Below are 19,176 nucleotides of genomic sequence, written 5' to 3' on the forward strand. Positions count from 1 at the left end.
ATATCGGAGCGTCCGACCGCTCGAGCTATTGCACCCGCCGCACTATTATTTGACTCTTCCTTGGACTTGTCGGTGTTTCCGGTCAAGCCCCGCCCGTTGCGCTGACCTCGCCGCAGCGCAGCCAGGAACGAGCCGATGCGGACGCACCAACATGCACATCAAGGGCTGGACGGGCCACGCCGACAGACCACCAAGTCAAGGGCATGTTCGCCAGCCCCGAGCAGAGGAGATCGCCACTATCCAAGCCACCCGAACCGATCAGATGAGCGGCCAGATTCATCTTACGACCCTGCTCGCCCATGCTTCGGGGGAATGGATTTCCTCCGATCTTCCGGTCTGCTCCGGCAAGGACGTCGAGGCGCCGCATCGGATGGGTGCGGCGCTAACCTATGCACGCCGATACGCCCTGTTCGCGCTCGTCGGTATCGCAGGCGAAGACGACCTCGATGCACCCGACGCCATTGCGGGAGTACCGCCCGCTCCTGAGCAACGCCCTGCCACAGAAGTGAAAGAAAGGACGCCCAAGCCTCTTTTGAACAGGCCGCCGGTTCTTGGAGGGCCAGATTCAGCGGCACTGCGTCAGCGGTTGCTGACTGAGCTCGCAGGCACCGAAGATCTCCTGGCTTGGGCCAAAGCCAGCCTGCCCCTCAAAAACACCCTTCAAGAGATTGATGCTCGATCAATCGAGGCTGCTTATCAGGCGAGATTGGAGTCGGCACCAGATCCCATGCAACCAATAGCTGGCGCCCCTCAAAACCCAGCGGATATCACCGAGGTCGACGAGGCCGAACCCACCTCGACGGCCCTTCAAACCGGCCTCGCTATCCCCAAGGAACCGCCCCGAAAAAGGAACAGGTTACATCTCGCCTTCGTCCGCGAACATCCCTGCCTCGTATGCAAACAATCCCCCGCGGATGCGCATCACCTGAAGTTCGCTCAACCCAGAACACTGAGCCGCAAGGTCAGCGACGAGTTTACCGTGCGCGTAATTCGGATCGTACCCAATCACTGCGAGGCTATCGGGCTGTTGGCCCTATCCGGCTGTGTCAGTGCGACGAGGACCAGGGGACTGATACTTCAACAATGGAGCGATGAACGCATGGAGGTTCGCCCCATTAAATAGATAAGCGGCGATGCCCGCCGCTTGCGCTGCGGCAAGATCGCTCTGCTTATCGCCGATCATGAAGCTAGCGCCTATACCTACCGGATACCGCTCAAGCAGAGCTCTAATCATCCCCGGCTGCGGCTTACGACAGTTGCAGAGGACACGGTAACGCTCGATCCGGCCCTCGGGGTGATGCGGGCAAAATTCGAACGCATCGATATGCGCACCTACAATGGCAAGTTCACGCGACATCCATTCGTGCAAACTGCGAACATGGCGCTCCTCGTAAAACCCCCTCGCAATCCCTGATTGGTTTGTCACGACAAACGCAAAATACCCGGCGTCATTGACTGCCTTTACGGCCTGTTTGGCTCCTTCAACCCACCGGATCTTGTCCGGATCAAAAGCATAGCCGTCGTCCTCATTGAGGACGCCATCACGATCAAAGAAAACGGCCGGACGCATCAGATCTGACTGACCTAGTTGGAAGGAACACAGCCGATCTTCCGACAATCGCTGCTCCATTTCAACATGCGCGCGGTTGGGCAGGATAGTGCTCTACCAGCGCGCCCTGCATCCTCGCCGGAATAGGTTTTCATCACGCGCACACGGGCATCCGCCATGTCAACCTGAAAGAACTCGCGCCGTAGCGGGCCGGCTAGCGCGGCCAATCAGCGCCGAAACCACATGGCTGTACTCGGGACGAGCAATCCACCGCGACCGTCGAGATTGGCCGACATCACGCGCATGAGTCGCGCCATATGGCGCCGATAAACTCGGCCATGCCGGCGAGTTTGCCATCCCATGCGGCCCGTTCGTGGCCTCTAGCGGGTCGGTCAGAACAGAGCCTTCATGCCTATCAGTTCAAATGGTGCGTTTTCGGGTGCGTCTTCATTGCCTTCAACCAAGACGCGATTTTGTTGGTCGACAAGGTGACGACGGCCCTTTACTGTTCGCTTTCAGAACAATCCGCCTCGCTTTGATGCGTAGAGGCGAGTTACGATGCAGCAGTTTGCAGAGTGAATTGGCCATTTGTTTTTCAGGGAACAATGATGGCGGAGCGCGATCCTCGCGTGCTGGTGACTGGAGCGAACGGTTTCATCGGGAGCCACGTGGTACCCGCATTAGAACGCGAAAGATGGTCGGTCCGTCGCGCGGTCCTTCGACCGGACGGCACGGCGGGCGACGTCGTGGTCGAAACAATCGGCCCCAACACCGATTGGTCAGCCGCACTTGAAGGCATCGATTGCGTGGTACATCTCGCCGCCCGCGTGCATCACAAGCATGAGGAGCATGCGGTCGAACTTTACCGGAAGGTCAACGTCGCAGGGACGCTGCATTTGGCGCGCAGTGCAGCAATGGCCGGGGTGCGCCACTTCATCTTTATCAGCACGGTTCTCGTCCATGGCCGCAGCAATGATGGCCGCGCGCCTTTCAGCGAGGACGACCTCCCCACGCCGCGCGGCCTCTATGGCATGTCCAAGGCGGCGGCCGAGGCGGGGCTGAGGACGCTGGCGCGCGACAGCGCCATGAAGATCTCGGTGATCAGGCCGCCGCTGGTCTACGGTGCGGGCGCCAAAGGCAATTTTGCGCTGCTGACGCGTGCGGTCAATCTGGGACTGCCATTGCCTTTTGCAGCGATCCGCAATCATCGCGCCTTCCTCGCGGTGCAGAATCTCTCGTCGTTCATCCTGCGCCGGCTTGCCCATCCCGATCCTGCGAGCAATTTCGAGATCTTTCTCGTGGCCGACCGAGAGCAGGTCTCGACGCCCGAATTTATCGAGCGCCTGGCCATGGCGTCCGGCAAGAGCCCGCGGCTGTTTCGCGTGCCGCCGGATGTGCTCACAGTGCTGCTTGGCGTGATCGGTCGGCGGGATACGCATGACAGCTTGATTGGCTCGCTTGAACTCAACGTCTCCAAGGCGATCGCGACGGGCTGGCAACCGCAGGTGACGCTCGATGAGGGCTTGCGGCTCGCATTGTTGGCTCAGGACGCCTAGATGGCCGGACAGCCATGCGCCGCCTTAGCAATGAATCGCCTCGCCAACAGCCCTAGCTCAATTAGGCGTGTGCCGGATAACATCATAGAAAAATCGAATTTGCCCCACGGCGAATGTTTACTTCGATAGTCGATAGTTCCCCAAATAGATTACATCAAGGCCGGAGCAAAAGTAGGTATGCAGCGCCTCGAGCGGTGCGTTAACAGTCGGCTGTTCGTTAATATTAAGGCTGGTGTTGATTAAAACCGGCAGCGAGGTCGCTTTCGCGAACTCGCCAATCAGGCCGCTGTAGAGCGGATTGCTGTCCGTGTGGACGCTCTGGATGCGGGCCGTGTTGTCGACGTGGACTACCGCGGGCATGGTCTCGGCGACCTTCTGGTTGACCGGAAACGTCACCACCATAAAGGGTGCGTCGAATGTGTCGTCGAAATACTCGGCCTGGCGCTCGTACAGCACCGACGGGCAGAACGGACGGAACTCCTCGCGGTATTTGATCGAGAGGTTGATGCGGTCCTTCATGCCCGCGTGGCGCGGATCGGCAAGAATCGAGCGGTTACCGAGCGCGCGCGGGCCGTATTCCATCCGCCCCTGAAACCAGCCCACCGTCTTCTGCTCCGTCAGATCGGTGACGCAGCGCGAGACGGGATCGTCGAGCAACTCGAACCGCGCGCCAGTCTTTTCCAGCGTTTCCCGGATCGTGTCGTTGGAATATTCCGGTCCCCAATAGGCATGGGTCAGCGGTGAAACCGCGTGGCCGGCCTCCGCACACTTCATCATCGCGGCGCCCAGCGCCACACCCGCATCGTGCGGCACCGGCGGGACGTAGAGACGCTTCACCGACGGCTCGGCGGCGATCTCCATGTTCATCTTGCAGTTCAGCCCGACGCCTCCGGCGATGCAGACGTCGCCGCAGCCAGTCTCGGCGATCGCGGAGCGGATCACCTCGGTGGTGACGATCTCGAGCTGCTTCTGGCCGCTCGCGGCGATATTGGTCAGCCGCTGGTCGAGCGGCGCCCCGCGTAGGCGCCGCGGCCCCAAAATCTCCTCCATCTTCTTGGTGAAGATGCGCTCCTGACGCGTCGAGAAATCGCTGGTGAAGATCTCGGCGTCGCGCCTGCGCTTGTCGAGCCCGGGATCGAGTTCGTAATCGATGCCGGCCGGGCGCAGAAGCTTGGCAAACTTGTCGAGATATTCGGGGCTGCCATAGGACGACAGGCCCATGACCTTGTACTCGTCATTGGTCATCTGATAGCCGAGATACTGGGTCAGCATCCCGTAATAGAGTCCGAGACTGTTGTGGCGGCCGAATCGCGTCAGCACGCGGAAGTCATTGCCGCGCGCATGCGCGACGAGACCGGAGCTGGAGTCGCCCGAGAAGTCAAAGCAGGCAACGGTCGCCTCGGAGAAACCGGAGCCGTAGAACGAGCTAGCGGCGTGACAGAGGTGATGGTCGTAGAGCTCGATCTTCGGGCTGTGCCCGAACTGGTACTTGAAATATTCGGTGAGGCGCTGCGTGTAGTTCGTGTAGGTCTTCAGTGGCGAGCAGATCCAATCGACGTCGCGCATGGTGATGCCCGCCTGCTTCAGGCAGTAGCCGATGGCACCGCGCGGAAGCTCGCCGCGCGCGTGCTTGGCAAGCGTGAAGCGCTCCTCCTCGGCCGCAGCGATCAATTCGCCATCGCGCAGCAAGACGGCCGCCCCGTCATGATGCCCGTGCTTGATACCAGAGCTGATCCCGATCACATACATACGTGCTACCTACGAAATCCGCCTTCTATAGCAACTCGCGGCAAAGTAAATCACCCTTAGCCGGTCTTGCACGACGTTCCGACTTATAGCGGACGGCGGGGCATGTAGCATGGATGCAACAGAAGACGTCATTTCGCCGCCCTAGCACTTTAAATCGGCAGCTGTCATCATAGAGGCGCAGCCTCTGGAGGGGTCTCATGCATCGATCTAGGTGTTCAGTCCCGAGGTCAAGTGGATGGGATCGAGCCGAAAGCGGTCTGGCTCGTTTGCCCAAGCTGTACAGATGGCTTCGTAGGGTGTGAGGCCGCGTAGCGTCTTCAGCCGCTTGGCGAAGTTGTAGCCGTCCAGGAAGGCGCCGAGGTGATCTTCCAGTTGGCGCTTGGTCTCATAGTGATACCGCCGGACGGTTGCCTCCTTCAGTGTTCGGTTCATCCTCTCAACCTGACCGTTGGTCCAGGGATGGTTGGGCTTGGTGAGACGATGCTCGATGCCATGTCCCCTGCAGGCCCGGTCGAAAGGATGGCCGCGCCACATGGCGGTTGGACCCAATCGATTCTTGGGCAGGTCGGCGAATTGGATGCCGTTGTCCGTGAGCACGGTGTGGATTTTGTAGGGACAGCCTTGACCAGGTCGTTGAGGAAAGCCCTGGCGGTGGCAACCGTCGCCTTCTGCATCAGCCGAGCGAAGGCGTACTTCGAGGTACGGTCCACAGCTACGAAGAGGTAGAGCTTACCCTCCTCCGTGCGGACCTCGGCGATGTCGATGTGGAAGTAGCCGATCGGATAGGCCTTGAAAGGCTGCTTGGCAGGCTTGTCACCGGCGACTTCGGGCAGGCGGCTGATCCCATGGCGTTGCAGGCAACGGTGCAAGGATGACCCCGTCAGATGGGGGATGGTCGTCTGCAGAGCGTAGAGGCAGTCATCGAGACGCAGCAGCGTGTGCTTGCGGAACGCAACGACCATCGCCTCCTCCTCAGCCGTCAGAACTGTCGAACGCACGATCTTCGGGCCCATCGGCGCATCGTGAACAAAGGTCCGCTTGCGCCACTTGGAAACTGTCTTTCGATTAAGGCCGTGCTGCGCGGCTAGATCCTTGAGCGGAGCCTTCGATCGCTGTATCGCCGCTCGRATGGCGTGCGTGGTCGTGGCGCTGCCGTGAAGTATCTGTCCCATAACTCCTCCCGGAATGATGGATCAGCTTGGCTGATTCCCCCACACTCCGGGACCAGACACCTAGTGAGGCCATCGCGGCTAAAAACACCCAGCGAGGGTCGAAAAAGCGGTAGCCGTGATCCCCAATGCCACCGTGATCAAAAGATGCTCCACGCGGCCTTCGTCCCGGTCGCTGACACCGGCAGACTGACCTTTTGTCGCCGAAGGAGGTGCTGTTGAAGCCCAGTAGGGCGCACCACTCAGGCGCCCGGCCCGAACGAGCGAGCTACGCGTGAAGTAGGGACATAGCATCGCGGCTCGAGCTCCCATTTCGAGCGATACGGTTGGCACTCCGGCTTGTCGAAATCCGCCAACTCAAGTACGACGTTCGCGCGGAGACAGGGAAGTGGCTCGAAGCCAGCACACTATGCATAAGATTCGGTTTGGAATACTGATCTGCCTTCATTTGTTCGTCAGCTGTCTAGCGCTGGTCTTCGTTTCAGAGCTTTATCCTCAGTATCACGTCAATTTTCGCTGGGATGTTCTACCACACGCGATCGCGGTCGTGGCAGCATACTCGCTGGTGTCCGTTCTTTTCGTTTATTCCGAATTCAGCTTCGGCTATTTCATCGGCTTCCCCTTCTTCTCCCTGATTGGGGGCTATCTTTGGCTGAATTGTTTTTCGGAATTTCATTACGACCATCGGCTCGCCGGTATTTCAGCGAGCGCTTCTGCAGTCACACTTTTTCTACCAGCGCTATTTCTAAAATCGCCTCTAAAACAACTCTGGACGCCTACTCACGCGACATTCAATCGTATTCTCGATTCGATATTGTTATTGGCGGGAGCGACGCTCGTCGCCGGCGCGGCGTACAATTTCGACCTTGCCCAACTACTACGCCTGATTACGCTGGACGTCGACATCTACCTCGCGCGCGACACACTGAAGTTCCCTAAGCTCCTCGACTATCTTCTGAGGATCACAGCGAGCGCGCTGCTTCCGTTCGTCTTCGCCTGCTTTGTTGAATACCGCAAGGCCGGACGGGCTGCGGCGGCGCTGGGACTTCTGTTTCTCTTCTATCCTATTACCCTAAGCAAGGTCGCCCTTTTCAGTGCAGGTTGGATCGGCCTGATCGCGTTATCGGCCCGGTTCATTGAAGCTCGATTGGTGGCCATCCTTTCCCTGTTGATCCCTGCAGCGATTGGCGTTTTGCTGATCATCCTGTCGAAACTCGAGATATTGCAGAGGCCAGAGACTGCGTCATATTTCGCGTTGATCAATTTCCGGATGATGACATTTCCATCGCTGGCTATGGATTACTACAACGAGTTCTTTTCTAAAAATGAACTCACTTTGTTCTGCCAAATCTCCTTCTTGAAAACCCTTGCCACCTGCCCTTATCACGAACCGCTCGGAGTTGCGATCTACAAGGCTTTCGGAATTGGGGGATCTTTCAACGCCTCGCTGTTTGCTACAGAGGGGATCGCGTCGGTGGGTCCCTGGCTCGCGCCCCTCACAGCCTTCGTCGGCGGACTCGTGTTGGCGTTGGGTAACCGTGTGTCCGCCGGACTGCCACCGCGCCTCGTCCTTACCTCCGCAGCTGTTTTACCGCAGATTTTCCTCAACGTACCGTTGACCGTGACGCTAGTGACCCACGGGGTCCTCGTATTGTTCCTGCTCTGGTACATTACGCCTCCCCCATTGAAGCAGGAATGAGCGCTTCGCAATCGCATGTTTGCTGTGATTGCACTCAAGCCTTGCGACCCACGAATGTCAGCGTGAATTTGCAGTGCGTCGTTGAGCCATCGAGCGGAGAACAGAAAAATCGCAGCGAGGCCACTTCGAGAGCAGCACGTTGCCCACCGACGACCAAAGATAGACAACCCCGGCGAATTCACGCCACGCCGCAAAAATCAACAGCAGATCTCAATGGCCTTCCGACGGCCGCCGGGCTGCACTGTTGTGGGTCAGTTTTGATTGGAGGATCGGTTGTGTTTATACTACCGCGATCGTCTCCCCCCGCTCAAACGGCACATTGTGATGCTGATTGTTCTCCGATCCGACGCCAATCTCGCCACAGGAGGCGGTCACGTCATGCGCTGCCTCACACTGGCTGCCGAAATGCAGCGGCGCGGTGCCGACGTTCTGTTTGTTTGCTCCGCCGAAACCGTCAATACGGTACCCGCGCTGACGCGCTCCGGCATTCTTTGGCTTGAGGCTGATCAGCATGACTGGAACCCGGCCCTCGCAGACGGCAAGTTTGCCGGGATGCGGATTGATCTCGTCGTCGTCGACTCCTACCGGCTCGGCGAAACATTTGAGTGCTCACTGCGCCTGCTTGGGTGTCCAATCCTCGTGATCGACGATGCACCCGGGCGCCCTCACAATTGCGACATTCTCGTCGACATGACGCTAGGCCGAAGCGCCGACGAGTATGCTGGATTAGTCCCGCAGCATTGCCGCGTGCTTGCGGGCGCGTCTTACACGCTACTGCGTGACGAGTTCGGAGAGTTACGCACTGCTTCGCTTTACCGGCGATGCGGGTCGCACAAGCCAAAGTCGATATATGTCTCACTCGGGCTCACCGATGTCGGAGGTCAGACGGCGAAAATCGCCCGATCCTTGGTAACGACGGGAAGCTTTTCGCGGATCATCATCGTGACCGGCCCTACCGCACGGTCTTTAGACGAGATCGCCGAAATCGGAAACTGGGATGCGCGGATCGAGGTGTTTGTTGATCCTCCTGAGATCGCCGATCTGATGGCTTGTAGCGACATCGCAATCGGAACACCCGGCACATCGAGTTGGGAGCGGTGCTGCCTTGGTCTTCCATCGATCCAGCTCGTTGTAGCTGACAATCAGCGTGAGAATGCTCGCGCGCTCGAGCAGGCGGGCGCAGCACTGATCGTCCCACCCGGCTGCGATGTCCCTGAGACGATTACGCGCATGCTGGCTGAACTTGCCCGACAGCCCGACGAACTCGCCCGGATGTCGCGGCAGGCGGCCAAGGTGTGCGACGGCGACGGCGCGCAACGCGTCGGCGAGGCCATCGATGCGCTTGTGCAGCTGGAACGTACCGGCCAGCTAACACTGCGCCGTGCCACAGCCGATGACGCACGGCGGCTCTGGTTTTGGCGCAACGATCCCGCCGCCCGAGCAATGTCCGGCGATAGCTGGGCAGTCCCTTGGGATGCCCACACGAAATGGTTTAACAACCGCATCGCGGATGCGAACACTCTTATTTTCATCATCCAGGCCGATGGAAGACCTTGCGGCAACGTGCGATTTCACATCGAATTGACGGGGACGGCCGTGGTCAGTATTGCAATGGCCCGTAACGTCCGAGGGCGGGGTTACGGTGCCGCTGCCCTCGTTTTGGCCTGCCAGGAAGCATTTGGTCAGGGTTTTTGCGAACGCGTCGAGGCACGAGTGAAGCGGGAAAATCTCGCCTCTCAGAGAATCTTCCTGAAGGCCGGCTTCGTGTTCACTGGCCAAGAGGCTGAGTACCTAGTGTATCAGTTTTCTTTGCGCGCCGCGTCCGAAGGAAATAACTGAAGAATGGGAATAAGCGGATGACACGCGAAACTGCGCTCGACCGGCGGCCTCGATTGCAGATGCTACAATATGTTGCGAGAGGTCAACAATGAGCCCGGACGCGGAACTCGAAATCGCCGGCCGCAAGATCGGTCGCAATCACCCCCCTTATATCATCGCCGAACTGTCGGCCAATCATGGCGGGCGCCTCGCGAAAGCCCTGGAATTGATCGAGGCGGCCGCGGCGACCGGCGCGGACGCCATCAAGATTCAGACCTACACGCCGGACACCATGACGATTCCGCATGACGGCGCGGACTTCCAAATCAGGGGCGGGCTGTGGGACGGCTATCAACTGCATCAGCTCTATAAGGAAGCCTACACACCCTACGAATGGCATGCAGAGATGTTCGCGAAGGCGCGCGAGGTCGGCGTCACGATCTTTTCGACGCCGTTTGACGAAACCGCAGTCGACCTGCTCGCCGGACTAGAGGCGCCAGCCTATAAGATCGCCTCCTTCGAGGTTATAGACCTGCCGCTGATCAAATATGTAGCCAAGCGCGGCAAGCCCATGATCATCTCGACTGGCATGGCGAATCTCGGCGAGATCCAGGAAGCGGTCGAAACGGCGCGGAACAACGGCGCCGGTGGCATTGCCCTGCTGCATTGTACCAGCGCCTATCCTGCGCCGATCGAGGAAGCCAATGTGCGCACGGTTGTGCACCTCGGAGATGCGTTCGGCGTGATATCAGGCCTTTCGGATCATGCGCCCGGCTCCGCTGCCTGCGTCGCCGCCACCGTCCTGGGGGGCGCCATCATCGAAAAGCACTTTACCATCTCACGTGCCGAGGGCGGGCCCGACGCAGCGTTTTCGCTGGAACCGAATGAATTCAGGAAGCTGGTCGCTGACTGCCAGTCAGCATGGTCCTCTCTTGGCAGGGTCGACTACGGCTTGGCACCGAGCGAAGCCGCCAATACCCGCTTCCGCCGCTCGATTTACGCGGTCAAGTCGATCAAGGCAGGCCAGCCGTTCACGCCCGAGAATGTGCGCGTGATCAGACCCGGTTTTGGTCTGCCGCCGAAGCACCTGCCTGACATCATCGGACGTACGGCCTCGCGCGACATCGCCTACGGTGAGGCGCTGACGTGGTCAGCGATCAAGTAATCGACGAGCTGAACCGCCTCGGCGCTCGAGGGCGGTCCATCGCCCTGAGGCCACGCGAACTGGAGCGTCCCAAGGCGGCGTGTAACTCCCGCCAATCACTCTCGCTTGCAATATTTGCCTGAACTGACTACTACCGGTCAGCTTTTCAACGATCCACAATTGGAACCATGCTCGACAACAAGGCCATTCTCATCACGGGGGGTACCGGCTCGTTCGGCACGGAGCTCGTCAAGATCCTGTTGCGGGATCACAACCTCGGCAAGATTATCGTCTACTCGCGCGACGAGTATAAGCAGGCCATCATGGCGCAGGCAATGCCCGATGACCGGCTGCGCTTCTTCATCGGCGACGTGCGCGATCTCAACCGCTTGAATATGGCCATGCGCGAAGTTGACCTCGTGGTTCACGCGGCGGCTATGAAGCACGTTCCAATCGCAGAGTATAATCCGATGGAGTGCGTCAAGACCAATGTGGTCGGCGCCGAAAACGTGGTGCAAGCTGCGATCGCGAATCGGGTTCCCAAGGTCGTCGCGCTGTCGACGGATAAGGCCTGCAACCCGGTCAATCTGTATGGCGCCACTAAGCTCGCCTCGGACAAGATATTCGTCGCGTCCAACAATTTGTCCGGCAACACCGGGACTAAGTTCGCTGTCGTTCGCTATGGAAATGTGGTCGGATCCCGCGGCTCGGTCGTTCCGTATTTCCGAGATCTCATTGCCAAGGGAAGCGACCATCTGCCGATCACCGACCCACGCATGACGCGTTTCTGGATTACGCTAGACCAGGGCGTGGACTTCGTGCTCTCGAGCGCCAAGATGATGCAGGGCGGGGAATTGTTCGTCCCGAAGATCAAGTCGATGTCGATTGTCGATCTTGCCAAGGCAATGGCTCCGAACTGCCCGCACAAGATCGTTGGTATTCGGCCTGGCGAAAAGCTTCACGAGGTGATGATCACCGAAGACGATGCGCGCTTCACCATTRAATTGGAGGATCGTTACGTCGTGCAGCCAGCGCTCGCCTGGTGGAGCTATAGAGGGTACGGCGATATGGGCCGGCTCGTCCCCGAAGGCTTCCGTTACGCCAGCGACAACAATCCGGAATGGCTCAACGCTGCGGCGCTGACGGCCATGCTCGAAAATCCCGCGAGCCTGCATGGCTAGGGATTCGATTCCTTACGGCCGGCAGATCATAGACGATGAGGATATCGCGTCGGTAGCCGAGACATTGCGCTCGGCATGGCTCACGACCGGCCCGAAAGTCGGCGAATTCGAGCGTGCATTCGCCGAGTTCTGCGGTGCGCGCGAAGGTGTTGCTGTCAACAGCGGAACCGCTGCGCTTCATGCCGGCGTGCGCGCCTTGAAGATCCGATCCGGCGACGAAGTGATCGTTCCGGCGATCACGTTTGCGGCTTCATCAAATGCGGTGGTCTATGAGGGCGGCACGCCCATCTTCGCCGATGTGGAGCCCGAAACGCTGCTGATCGACCCGACATCCGTCCAGCGGAAAATAACGGCCCGCACCCGCGCCATCATAGCCGTCGACTACGGCGGGCAGCCGGCCGACTACGACGCTCTGCGCGCGCTTGCCTCCGGCCGCGGCATCAGACTGATCGCCGACGCCTGCCATGCTCCCGGAGCAACTTACAAGGGCGGCAAGGTGGGGACGCTTGCCGACCTCTCTGCCTTCTCGTTCCATCCTGTGAAGCACCTCACGACCTGCGAAGGGGGGATGGTGTTGACAGACGATCCCGAAATGGCTGCGCACATGCGCCGTTTCCGCAATCACGGGATCGATTCTGATCACAGGTCGAGGGAAACGAGCGGAATATTTTCCTACGATATGGTCGAACTCGGTTTCAATTACCGACTACCAGACGTGCAATGCGCGCTTGGAATCGCGCAACTGAAGCATTTGTCGTTATGGCTGGATCAACGTCGCGCCATTGCGGCCCGCTACGACGAGAAGTTTGAGGAAATCCCGTTCGTGCGTCCGCTCACAAAACATGCAGACCGATCTCACGCCTACCACCTGTATGTAATCCGCCTCGACCTTGATCAGCTCAAGGTGGATCGACGCCGGGCGTTCGATCATCTCAGGGCGGCCGGCATCGGCGCGAACGTCCACTATGCCCCCGTCTATCATCACAGCTTCTACCGCGAACGATTCGGATATCAGCCTGGGTTGTGCCCCCAAGCCGAGGCAGTCTATGGAGAAATCCTGACCCTGCCGATGTTCCCAACGCTGTCAGAGGCCGAGCAGGACCACGTTGTCACGACCATCAGTGGACTGAAGCATCTTCGCTAGGGCAGAGGCGCCCGTGGGTTCCGTACTATTCTGCAGCGCCACGGCCAAAGCTCCATTTGATCCGTATCGGACTGTGTGTTGATCGGCTACGGCTGCCTCCTGATGGAGCCTGGTGCCGCAAGTTGTAGAAGCGCAGTGCTTGCGCCCACCGGAACATTCCGAGAACATATAGGTCGGAAGCGTGTGCGAACATCCATCGCGATTGACGGCCAAGTCGACGATTTCGCCCCTTGGTAGTGGGTTGATCTTCGTACTTGCGCTGTGTAATCCGAATTGCAGGGCAAACGGGGCGATCAGAAGACATTCGATGATCAAGAACGAACTTCGCTCGTTCTGTATTCACGAATGGGAACACCCCACAGGACGGGCGCCGCACTTTGGCCGACCCGGGAAGCGATCCTTGCGGGCGATGGCGAATGTTCGAGATCGTTTCGACGATCTCGTTTCGATGGGGGCGCTGATGCGAGCGATGAGATCATTTGCCAAGGTGCATTCGGTGTGACGCTACCAGCGATATTGGCGGTCATCCCCGCACGCGGCGGAAGTAAGCGAATTCCCCGCAAGAACATCACCCTCTTTTATGGCAGGCCGATGATGGCTTGGCCCATAGGCATGCTGAATTCGTCCGGTCTCGTAGCGAACATTCTGGTTTCGACGGACAACGAGGAGGTTGCGGAGGTGGCTCGGAACATCGGCGCCGAGGTGCCGTTCATGCGTCCTGCCTCGCTGTCGGACGACTACACGGGCACTGCGGCCGTGACAAAGCACGCGGTCGACTGGTTCGTGAGTAACCGCTATCGGCCCGATCTGATCCTTACTGTCTATCCAACCGCCGTGTTCGTTTCCGCCGATGACATCAAAAGCGCTGTAGCTACAATCCATAGACTRAATTGCGAAATGGTCTTCTCGGCCGTCGAGTTTCCCTCGCGGATCCAGCGCGCTCTCTTCATGACCGACGACGGGCGTGTGCGCATGGCTTATCCTGAATACTATTCTGCGCGATCGCAGGATCTGCCCCCCGCGTATCACGATGCCGGACAATTCTATCTGTCCAAAACGGAGACCGCCCTTGCAGGCGCTTCGTACGACGTCGTTCCATCAGCCATCCTTCCGGTCGCGCGCGACACCGCCGTTGACATTGATACGCCCGAAGATCTCGAAATCGCGGAACGCATCTTTCAGTACCGCCTGAGGGGAACCCGATAATCGACGATGCAGCAACGTGGCCGTGAGCCTCCATCGTGTGCGCCGACAAGCCGCCCCGCCAGTCATCTACGGTTGACCGCTCCTCAACGGAGCCGTTGATCAAACCGAAAGAGAACGAAGCCATGCCGAAATCTGATCCTCACAGTGCTCAGGAAGAATTCTGGGCTGGCGATTTCGGGAATGACTATATCGCGAGAAACATGAGCCCCGCGCTTCTTGCTTCGAACATCAAGTTCTTCAGCAAGGGCCTCAATGCTGCCCTTCCTCCCAAGAGCTGCATTGAATTTGGCGCGAACATAGGAATGAACCTGAAGGCCATCCGTCAGATATATCCCGACTGCACCTTGAGGGGCGTGGAAATCAACGAAAAGGCCGCTGCACTGCTTGGCAACGAAATTGGCGCATCGAACGTGTTCTGCGGTTCGATCCTAGATTATGCGTCTGCCGACGTCTCCGAGTTGGCGCTGATCAAGGGTGTTCTCATTCACATCAATCCAGAACAACTTCCCTTGGTCTATGATAAATTGTACGGCGCTACGTCTCGCTATCTCCTGGTCTGCGAGTATTACAATCCCAGCCCGGTTTCGATACCTTACCGCGGCCACCACGATCGACTTTTCAAGCGCGACTTTGCTGGGGAGATCATGGATAGATATTCTGATCTACGTCTGGTCGACTACGGCTTCGCGTACCATCGTGATCCCGCGTTTCCTCAAGACGATATCAGTTGGTTCCTGCTGAAGAAGGGCGCGTAAACCGATGCTGATCTACTGCAAGCGATGCGTGATGCCGAGCACGAAGCCGGACCTGCACTTTGACGATCAAGGCGTCTGTAGCGCTTGCCGCTCCTACGAGAACCGGAAAGCCATCGATTTCGACACCCGGCGAGACGAGCTGCTGCGCGTTCTGGAGAAATATCGTCGCGGTGGAACGAACTGGGACTGCATCGTCCCGGTGAGTGGCGGAAAGGATAGCACCACCCAGGTCGTTAGGATGCTGCAACTCGGACTGCGGCCTCTCTGTGTCACGTCAACGACATGCGACTTGTCGGACATTGGCCGGCACAATCTCGATAATATCAAGCGGTTGGGTGTCGATCTCATCGAGATGTCACCGAATCCCCTCGTCCGCGCAAGGCTGAACAGGATCGGGCTGACTGAAGTTGGCGATATTTCGTGGCCGGAGCACGTCGGAATTTTCACCATCCCGGTTCGAGCAGCCGTCCAGTTTGACGTTCCTCTCATAGTTTGGGGTGAGAACTCGCAAAACGAGTATGGTGGACCGGCAGCCGCGGCCGAGAACAATACTCTTTCACGAGCTTGGCTCGAGGAATTTGGCGGGCTCCTCGGTCTGCGTGTGTCGGACCTCTGCGATGTCTACGGCTTTACCCCGGGAGATATCATCCCCTACCAATATCCGTCTGACGACGATTTACAGCGCGTAGGCGTCACTGGCCTGTTTCTCGGTTACTACATGCCGTGGGACGGCTTGGCGAACGCCCTGATAGCGCAAGCGAGCGGGCTCAGAACTTACGGCAAGGCCATCGAAGGGTCGGTGGTCGACTATGAGAATCTTGACAACTATCAAACCGGCATCCACGATTATTTCAAGTTTCTGAAGTTTGGGTTCGGGCGTGCTACCGACATAGCGTGCCTTCATATTCGTCGCGGTCGGATCTCTAGAGAAGACGGGCTCGAAATGGTTCGTCGCCACGACGGCAAGTTTCCGTGGAGCTACCTGGGAAAATCGCTGGAAGATATCCTTGAGCCGCTAGACCTCACRGTCGATGAATTCGTCGACGTTTGTGACCAATTCACAAACCGGCGTATCTTCCAAAGTGACGGCAAAGGAAATCTCAAGAAGGACAAACGCGGAAATCTGCAGAAGCAGAATTACGACAACCGATGAACGTTGGCATTATCAACTATCGAATGGGCAACATCGCCTCGGTCTGCAACTCGCTTGCGAGACTGGGCACTTCTGCTGTCGTCCTCGACAGGCCGGGCGATATTGATCAGGTAGACAAGCTCATACTACCCGGCGTGGGAGCATTCGCGGCGGCGATGGCCAACCTGACTGAATTCAGATGGATTGCTCCGATACGTGATGCCGTCCTGAATCGCAGAATGCCGCTTTTGGGCATCTGCCTGGGTATGCAGCTCCTCGCGGACGAGAGCGAGGAAGGCGGCATCACGAGCGGTCTAGGCCTCGTCCCAGGTCGCGTCACCTCCTTGGGGGCCAAGGACCCATCGCTTCGAATTCCCCACGTTGGGTGGAACAGCATCTCTCCGACGAGCAACAGCGTTCTATTTCTCAGCGTTCCGTCCGGGACCGACTTTTATTTCGTCCATAGCTTTGCGTTCGAGCCCAAGGATTCCTCCAGCATTGCTGCCACGACCACGTATGGCCTTCCGTTTACTTCTGCGATCGAGCGCGGGCACATTTTTGGAGCTCAATTCCATCCTGAGAAGAGCTCGACTGCCGGCGCGCGCGTAATCCAAAACTTTCTAGAGGTTTAGGCGTGCTCAAGGTTCGCGTTATCCCGACGCTGTTGTGGAAAGGACATGGGCTGGTCAAGGGCGTCGGCTTTGATAGCTGGCGGCGCGTTGGCTCGGTTTTGCCGGCCATCAAGATATATGACAAGCGAGACGTCGATGAATTGGCGCTCTTGGACATCGCTGCAACTGCTGAAGGCAGAGAGCCGGATGTGGAGTCTGTACGAAGTCTGGGTAAGAGCGTTTCGGTTCCCCTCACCGTCGGGGGCGGCATCACCAATATAAATCAGATAGCTGAGCTACTCGGAGCCGGCGCCGACAAAGTTTCCATCAACACCGCCGCCCATGAGAACCCAGGGTTGGTCTCGGAAGCCGCGCGTTATTTCGGTTCGCAGTGTGTCGTGGTCAGCATAGACGTCGTCCGGAATGAAGACGGAACGCACGTATGTATGAGTCGATGCGGGTCGAAGCCAGAAAGCACTAATCCGGTCTCCTTTGCGCGAATGGTCGCCGATCTCGGGGCAGGAGAAATCTTGCTCACGTCGGTCGAACGCGACGGAACCATGCAAGGATATGACCTTGACTTGATCGGAGCAGTGGCCAGCGCAGTAAACATTCCCGTGATTGCTTCAGGCGGCGCAGGACATTATCAGCACTTTGTAGATGCCGTTAAACTCTGCGGGGCCAGTGCGGTGGCGGCAGCCAGCATCTTCCATTTCACTGACAAGACGCCCGCCGAGGCGAAGAAATTCATGGCGAATGCGGGCATACCGGTTCGCAAAGCCCTGACGAAGCCGGGCGCGCGGTAACAAGCTTCCACGGTGTTTCCCCACGAGGCAACGTCGCAATCTACGGGGATTTCGTGCGGATCGGAATCTGCGTGAGCGCTATCCAGAACGCGCACGGCCAGAGATTGGGCACCAACGTGGTGACTGGTCCTGTAGCAACGACCACAAAGAGAATCGGCGCCAGAATAGCTAGGAAGGTGCTGGCGCCCGCAAACATCTCTTCAACGCCGACGCGGAAGCAAATTCCTGCGAGCGCCGCAAGCACGAGGGCCAAGGCCGCACCAAAATCGACATAGATGGCGCCCGGCAGTGTGACGTACGTGCCGTTGTTCGGGAGGTTATTTGCCACATCGTACCGCATGTCGGTACCGGTCAGCTTGCTCAGTATTTGGCCAATCTGCGTAAACTGATACCGACCTACGGCGTGCTTTAAATTTTCAGTCTGGAAGATTCGATCGAATTCATTGATACCTTGTGTGAGGTAGATCCAAGCCATGGCCCGCCCATAGGTCGCTTCGATTTCTTTGTTGTCGCGAGCAGACGAGAGATCGATATCGAAGTTCGAAGCATACTGCAAATAAGCAATGGCGAGAGGATTTTGATTGTCAGCAAGCCTCTCCTGCCCGACCGCTTGCACGACCTTTTTTGAAAATAAGTCATCTGCCGCTTTTTGTACGGCAAACTTTTGCGCGGATTGGGCACCACGAGAAACAAACACCATCTCGTTGTACGAAGCTACTCCGACCGACATCAGCAGCAACAGCACGACGGGAGTGATATGCGTTGGCCGGACGGCAAGAATGTCTAGGCGGCGTTTTCGGCTGACGTCCGAGACAAAGAAACCCACCGTTGCAAAAAACGACGCCAGCAGGATTGCCGAAGAAAAGAACCGGCCACCCTCAAATTTCGCTTGGTAGGCAAAGACTGCTATGGTCGAGACTAGCAGCACTGACACGGCCAGCCACGAAAGATCCCTCCATTTCAAACACGCGACGATCCACGCAACTGCGGCCGCGGAAACAAGAAGCCGGCCCAGTCCTCCCAACCATGAACCGACATAGCCTGCGGACGCCTCGTTCATTACGATCGTGCGCAATTCCGTTATTGGGACATCAAAGCCAAAGCCGCGAATGACCGCAAAATTATAGGTCATGAGCCCCGCGCCGATGGCTGCGGCGCATGAGAGACTGATTACCCAGAAGTTCGCTTGCCGGGCTCCTTCTTCGATCGCAGCCGGGCCAGCCCGGGATCGTAAGCGGAGTGGGAAGAAAAGACCTAGGAAGAACGCGACATACCATCCGAAAAAAAAAGCCCAGGTATCGACCCCGATGGGAGGCCAAGTGCCATATGCGGTCGAGTACCGAAGTCCCAGCACCAACAACATCGGAACCAGCAAAGCTCCGACGGTCAATACCATCAACGAGCGATACGAAATGTAAAGAGCTGGCATAGTGGTCCACGATTGATACGGCAGCGTCGCCGCCAGTACTATGGCCGACCATGTCGAAACCATGATCACCCGTGTGTTCGCGGCAAACTACCTGCGAGGATTAATGCACGCCGTTGCCATGGCACACTCAGCCACGGAAAGCGTTGCCAATCAAGCTTACACAAGCTACGTAAGACCAGATTCGACCTAGATATTCTGGAATTCTCACGTCAAGTATCCAGAGTGTAT

General features: G+C 58.0%; 16 protein-coding genes and 1 pseudogene. 13 read left to right on the forward strand and 4 right to left on the reverse strand.

Features of this window, described 5'->3' with window-relative positions; translation table 11 throughout:
- The first annotated feature begins 262 nt into the window (after positions 1-262).
- A complete protein-coding gene (locus AB4Z51_RS27770) occupies positions 263-1,123 on the forward strand; it encodes an ERF family protein (RefSeq protein ID WP_441498421.1) in 861 nt (286 codons plus the stop codon).
- Here AB4Z51_RS27770 and AB4Z51_RS27775 read toward each other — a convergent pair.
- The gene (locus AB4Z51_RS27775; protein ID WP_441498422.1) at positions 1,034-1,573 is read right to left on the reverse strand and encodes a D-glycero-alpha-D-manno-heptose-1,7-bisphosphate 7-phosphatase; all 540 of its coding nucleotides are present in this window, start codon (positions 1,571-1,573) and stop codon (positions 1,034-1,036) included. The two genes, AB4Z51_RS27770 and AB4Z51_RS27775, sit on opposite strands and share 90 nt — an antisense overlap.
- Positions 1,574-2,157: 584 nt before the next feature.
- Here AB4Z51_RS27775 and AB4Z51_RS27780 point away from each other — a divergent pair.
- A complete protein-coding gene (locus tag AB4Z51_RS27780) occupies positions 2,158-3,105 on the forward strand; it encodes an NAD-dependent epimerase/dehydratase family protein (protein ID WP_441498381.1) in 948 nt (315 codons plus the stop codon).
- A 117-nt stretch (positions 3,106-3,222) separates the two neighbouring features.
- On the opposite strand, the gene AB4Z51_RS27785 is transcribed toward AB4Z51_RS27780, so the two are convergent.
- Together AB4Z51_RS27785 and AB4Z51_RS27790 are read right to left on the reverse strand one after the other, a co-directional pair.
- Positions 3,223-4,854: a carbamoyltransferase family protein gene (locus AB4Z51_RS27785; RefSeq protein ID WP_441498382.1), complete on the reverse strand. Its 1,632-nt coding sequence runs from the start codon at positions 4,852-4,854 to the stop codon at positions 3,223-3,225.
- Positions 4,855-5,061: 207 nt separating this feature from the next.
- Positions 5,062-6,026 (reverse strand): annotated as a pseudogene (locus AB4Z51_RS27790) (IS481 family transposase).
- 406 nt (positions 6,027-6,432) lie between these two features.
- Here AB4Z51_RS27790 and AB4Z51_RS27795 point away from each other — a divergent pair.
- From AB4Z51_RS27795 to hisF, 11 genes are all read left to right on the forward strand, one after another.
- On the forward strand, positions 6,433-7,722 hold the full coding sequence (locus tag AB4Z51_RS27795; protein WP_441498383.1) for a hypothetical protein: 1,290 nt from the start codon (positions 6,433-6,435) through the stop codon (positions 7,720-7,722).
- 324 nt (positions 7,723-8,046) lie between these two features.
- Positions 8,047-9,561, forward strand: coding sequence for a UDP-2,4-diacetamido-2,4,6-trideoxy-beta-L-altropyranose hydrolase (gene pseG / locus AB4Z51_RS27800; protein ID WP_441498384.1), 1,515 nt, complete (start codon positions 8,047-8,049; stop codon positions 9,559-9,561).
- An 88-nt stretch (positions 9,562-9,649) separates the two neighbouring features.
- Positions 9,650-10,705, forward strand: coding sequence for a pseudaminic acid synthase (pseI, locus tag AB4Z51_RS27805; protein WP_441498385.1), 1,056 nt, complete (start codon positions 9,650-9,652; stop codon positions 10,703-10,705).
- Positions 10,706-10,872: 167 nt separating this feature from the next.
- On the forward strand, positions 10,873-11,865 hold the full coding sequence (gene pseB / locus AB4Z51_RS27810; RefSeq protein ID WP_441498386.1) for a UDP-N-acetylglucosamine 4,6-dehydratase (inverting): 993 nt from the start codon (positions 10,873-10,875) through the stop codon (positions 11,863-11,865).
- A complete protein-coding gene (pseC, locus tag AB4Z51_RS27815; RefSeq protein WP_441498387.1) occupies positions 11,858-13,009 on the forward strand; it encodes a UDP-4-amino-4,6-dideoxy-N-acetyl-beta-L-altrosamine transaminase in 1,152 nt (383 codons plus the stop codon). The genes pseB and pseC overlap by 8 nt, the downstream gene beginning before the upstream one ends.
- Positions 13,010-13,316: 307 nt before the next feature.
- Positions 13,317-13,511, forward strand: a complete 195-nt coding sequence (locus tag AB4Z51_RS27820; RefSeq protein WP_441498388.1) for a hypothetical protein — start codon at positions 13,317-13,319, stop codon at positions 13,509-13,511.
- A complete protein-coding gene (gene pseF, locus AB4Z51_RS27825; RefSeq protein ID WP_441498389.1) occupies positions 13,508-14,215 on the forward strand; it encodes a pseudaminic acid cytidylyltransferase in 708 nt (235 codons plus the stop codon). Before AB4Z51_RS27820 ends, pseF begins: the two co-directional genes overlap by 4 nt.
- 35 nt (positions 14,216-14,250) lie before the next feature.
- Positions 14,251-14,970: a pseudaminic acid biosynthesis-associated methylase gene (locus AB4Z51_RS27830; RefSeq protein ID WP_441498390.1), complete on the forward strand. Its 720-nt coding sequence runs from the start codon at positions 14,251-14,253 to the stop codon at positions 14,968-14,970.
- 4 nt (positions 14,971-14,974) lie between these two features.
- Positions 14,975-16,123, forward strand: coding sequence for an N-acetyl sugar amidotransferase (locus tag AB4Z51_RS27835; protein ID WP_441498391.1), 1,149 nt, complete (start codon positions 14,975-14,977; stop codon positions 16,121-16,123).
- Positions 16,120-16,734, forward strand: a complete 615-nt coding sequence (hisH, locus tag AB4Z51_RS27840; RefSeq protein ID WP_441498392.1) for an imidazole glycerol phosphate synthase subunit HisH — start codon at positions 16,120-16,122, stop codon at positions 16,732-16,734. Before AB4Z51_RS27835 ends, hisH begins: the two co-directional genes overlap by 4 nt.
- A gap of 2 nt (positions 16,735-16,736) precedes the next feature.
- Complete coding sequence (gene hisF / locus AB4Z51_RS27845) at positions 16,737-17,519, forward strand: imidazole glycerol phosphate synthase subunit HisF (protein ID WP_441498393.1); 783 nt, start codon at positions 16,737-16,739, stop codon at positions 17,517-17,519.
- 40 nt (positions 17,520-17,559) lie between these two features.
- Here hisF and AB4Z51_RS27850 read toward each other — a convergent pair whose 3' ends face one another.
- Positions 17,560-19,017 (reverse strand): hypothetical protein, encoded by a 1,458-nt coding sequence (locus AB4Z51_RS27850; protein WP_441498394.1) that lies wholly within the window; start codon positions 19,015-19,017, stop codon positions 17,560-17,562.
- Between the last annotated feature and the right edge of the window lie 159 nt (positions 19,018-19,176).

Source organism: Bradyrhizobium sp. 2TAF36 (assembly GCF_052114925.1).
Lineage (GTDB): Bacteria > Pseudomonadota > Alphaproteobacteria > Rhizobiales > Xanthobacteraceae > Bradyrhizobium > Bradyrhizobium barranii.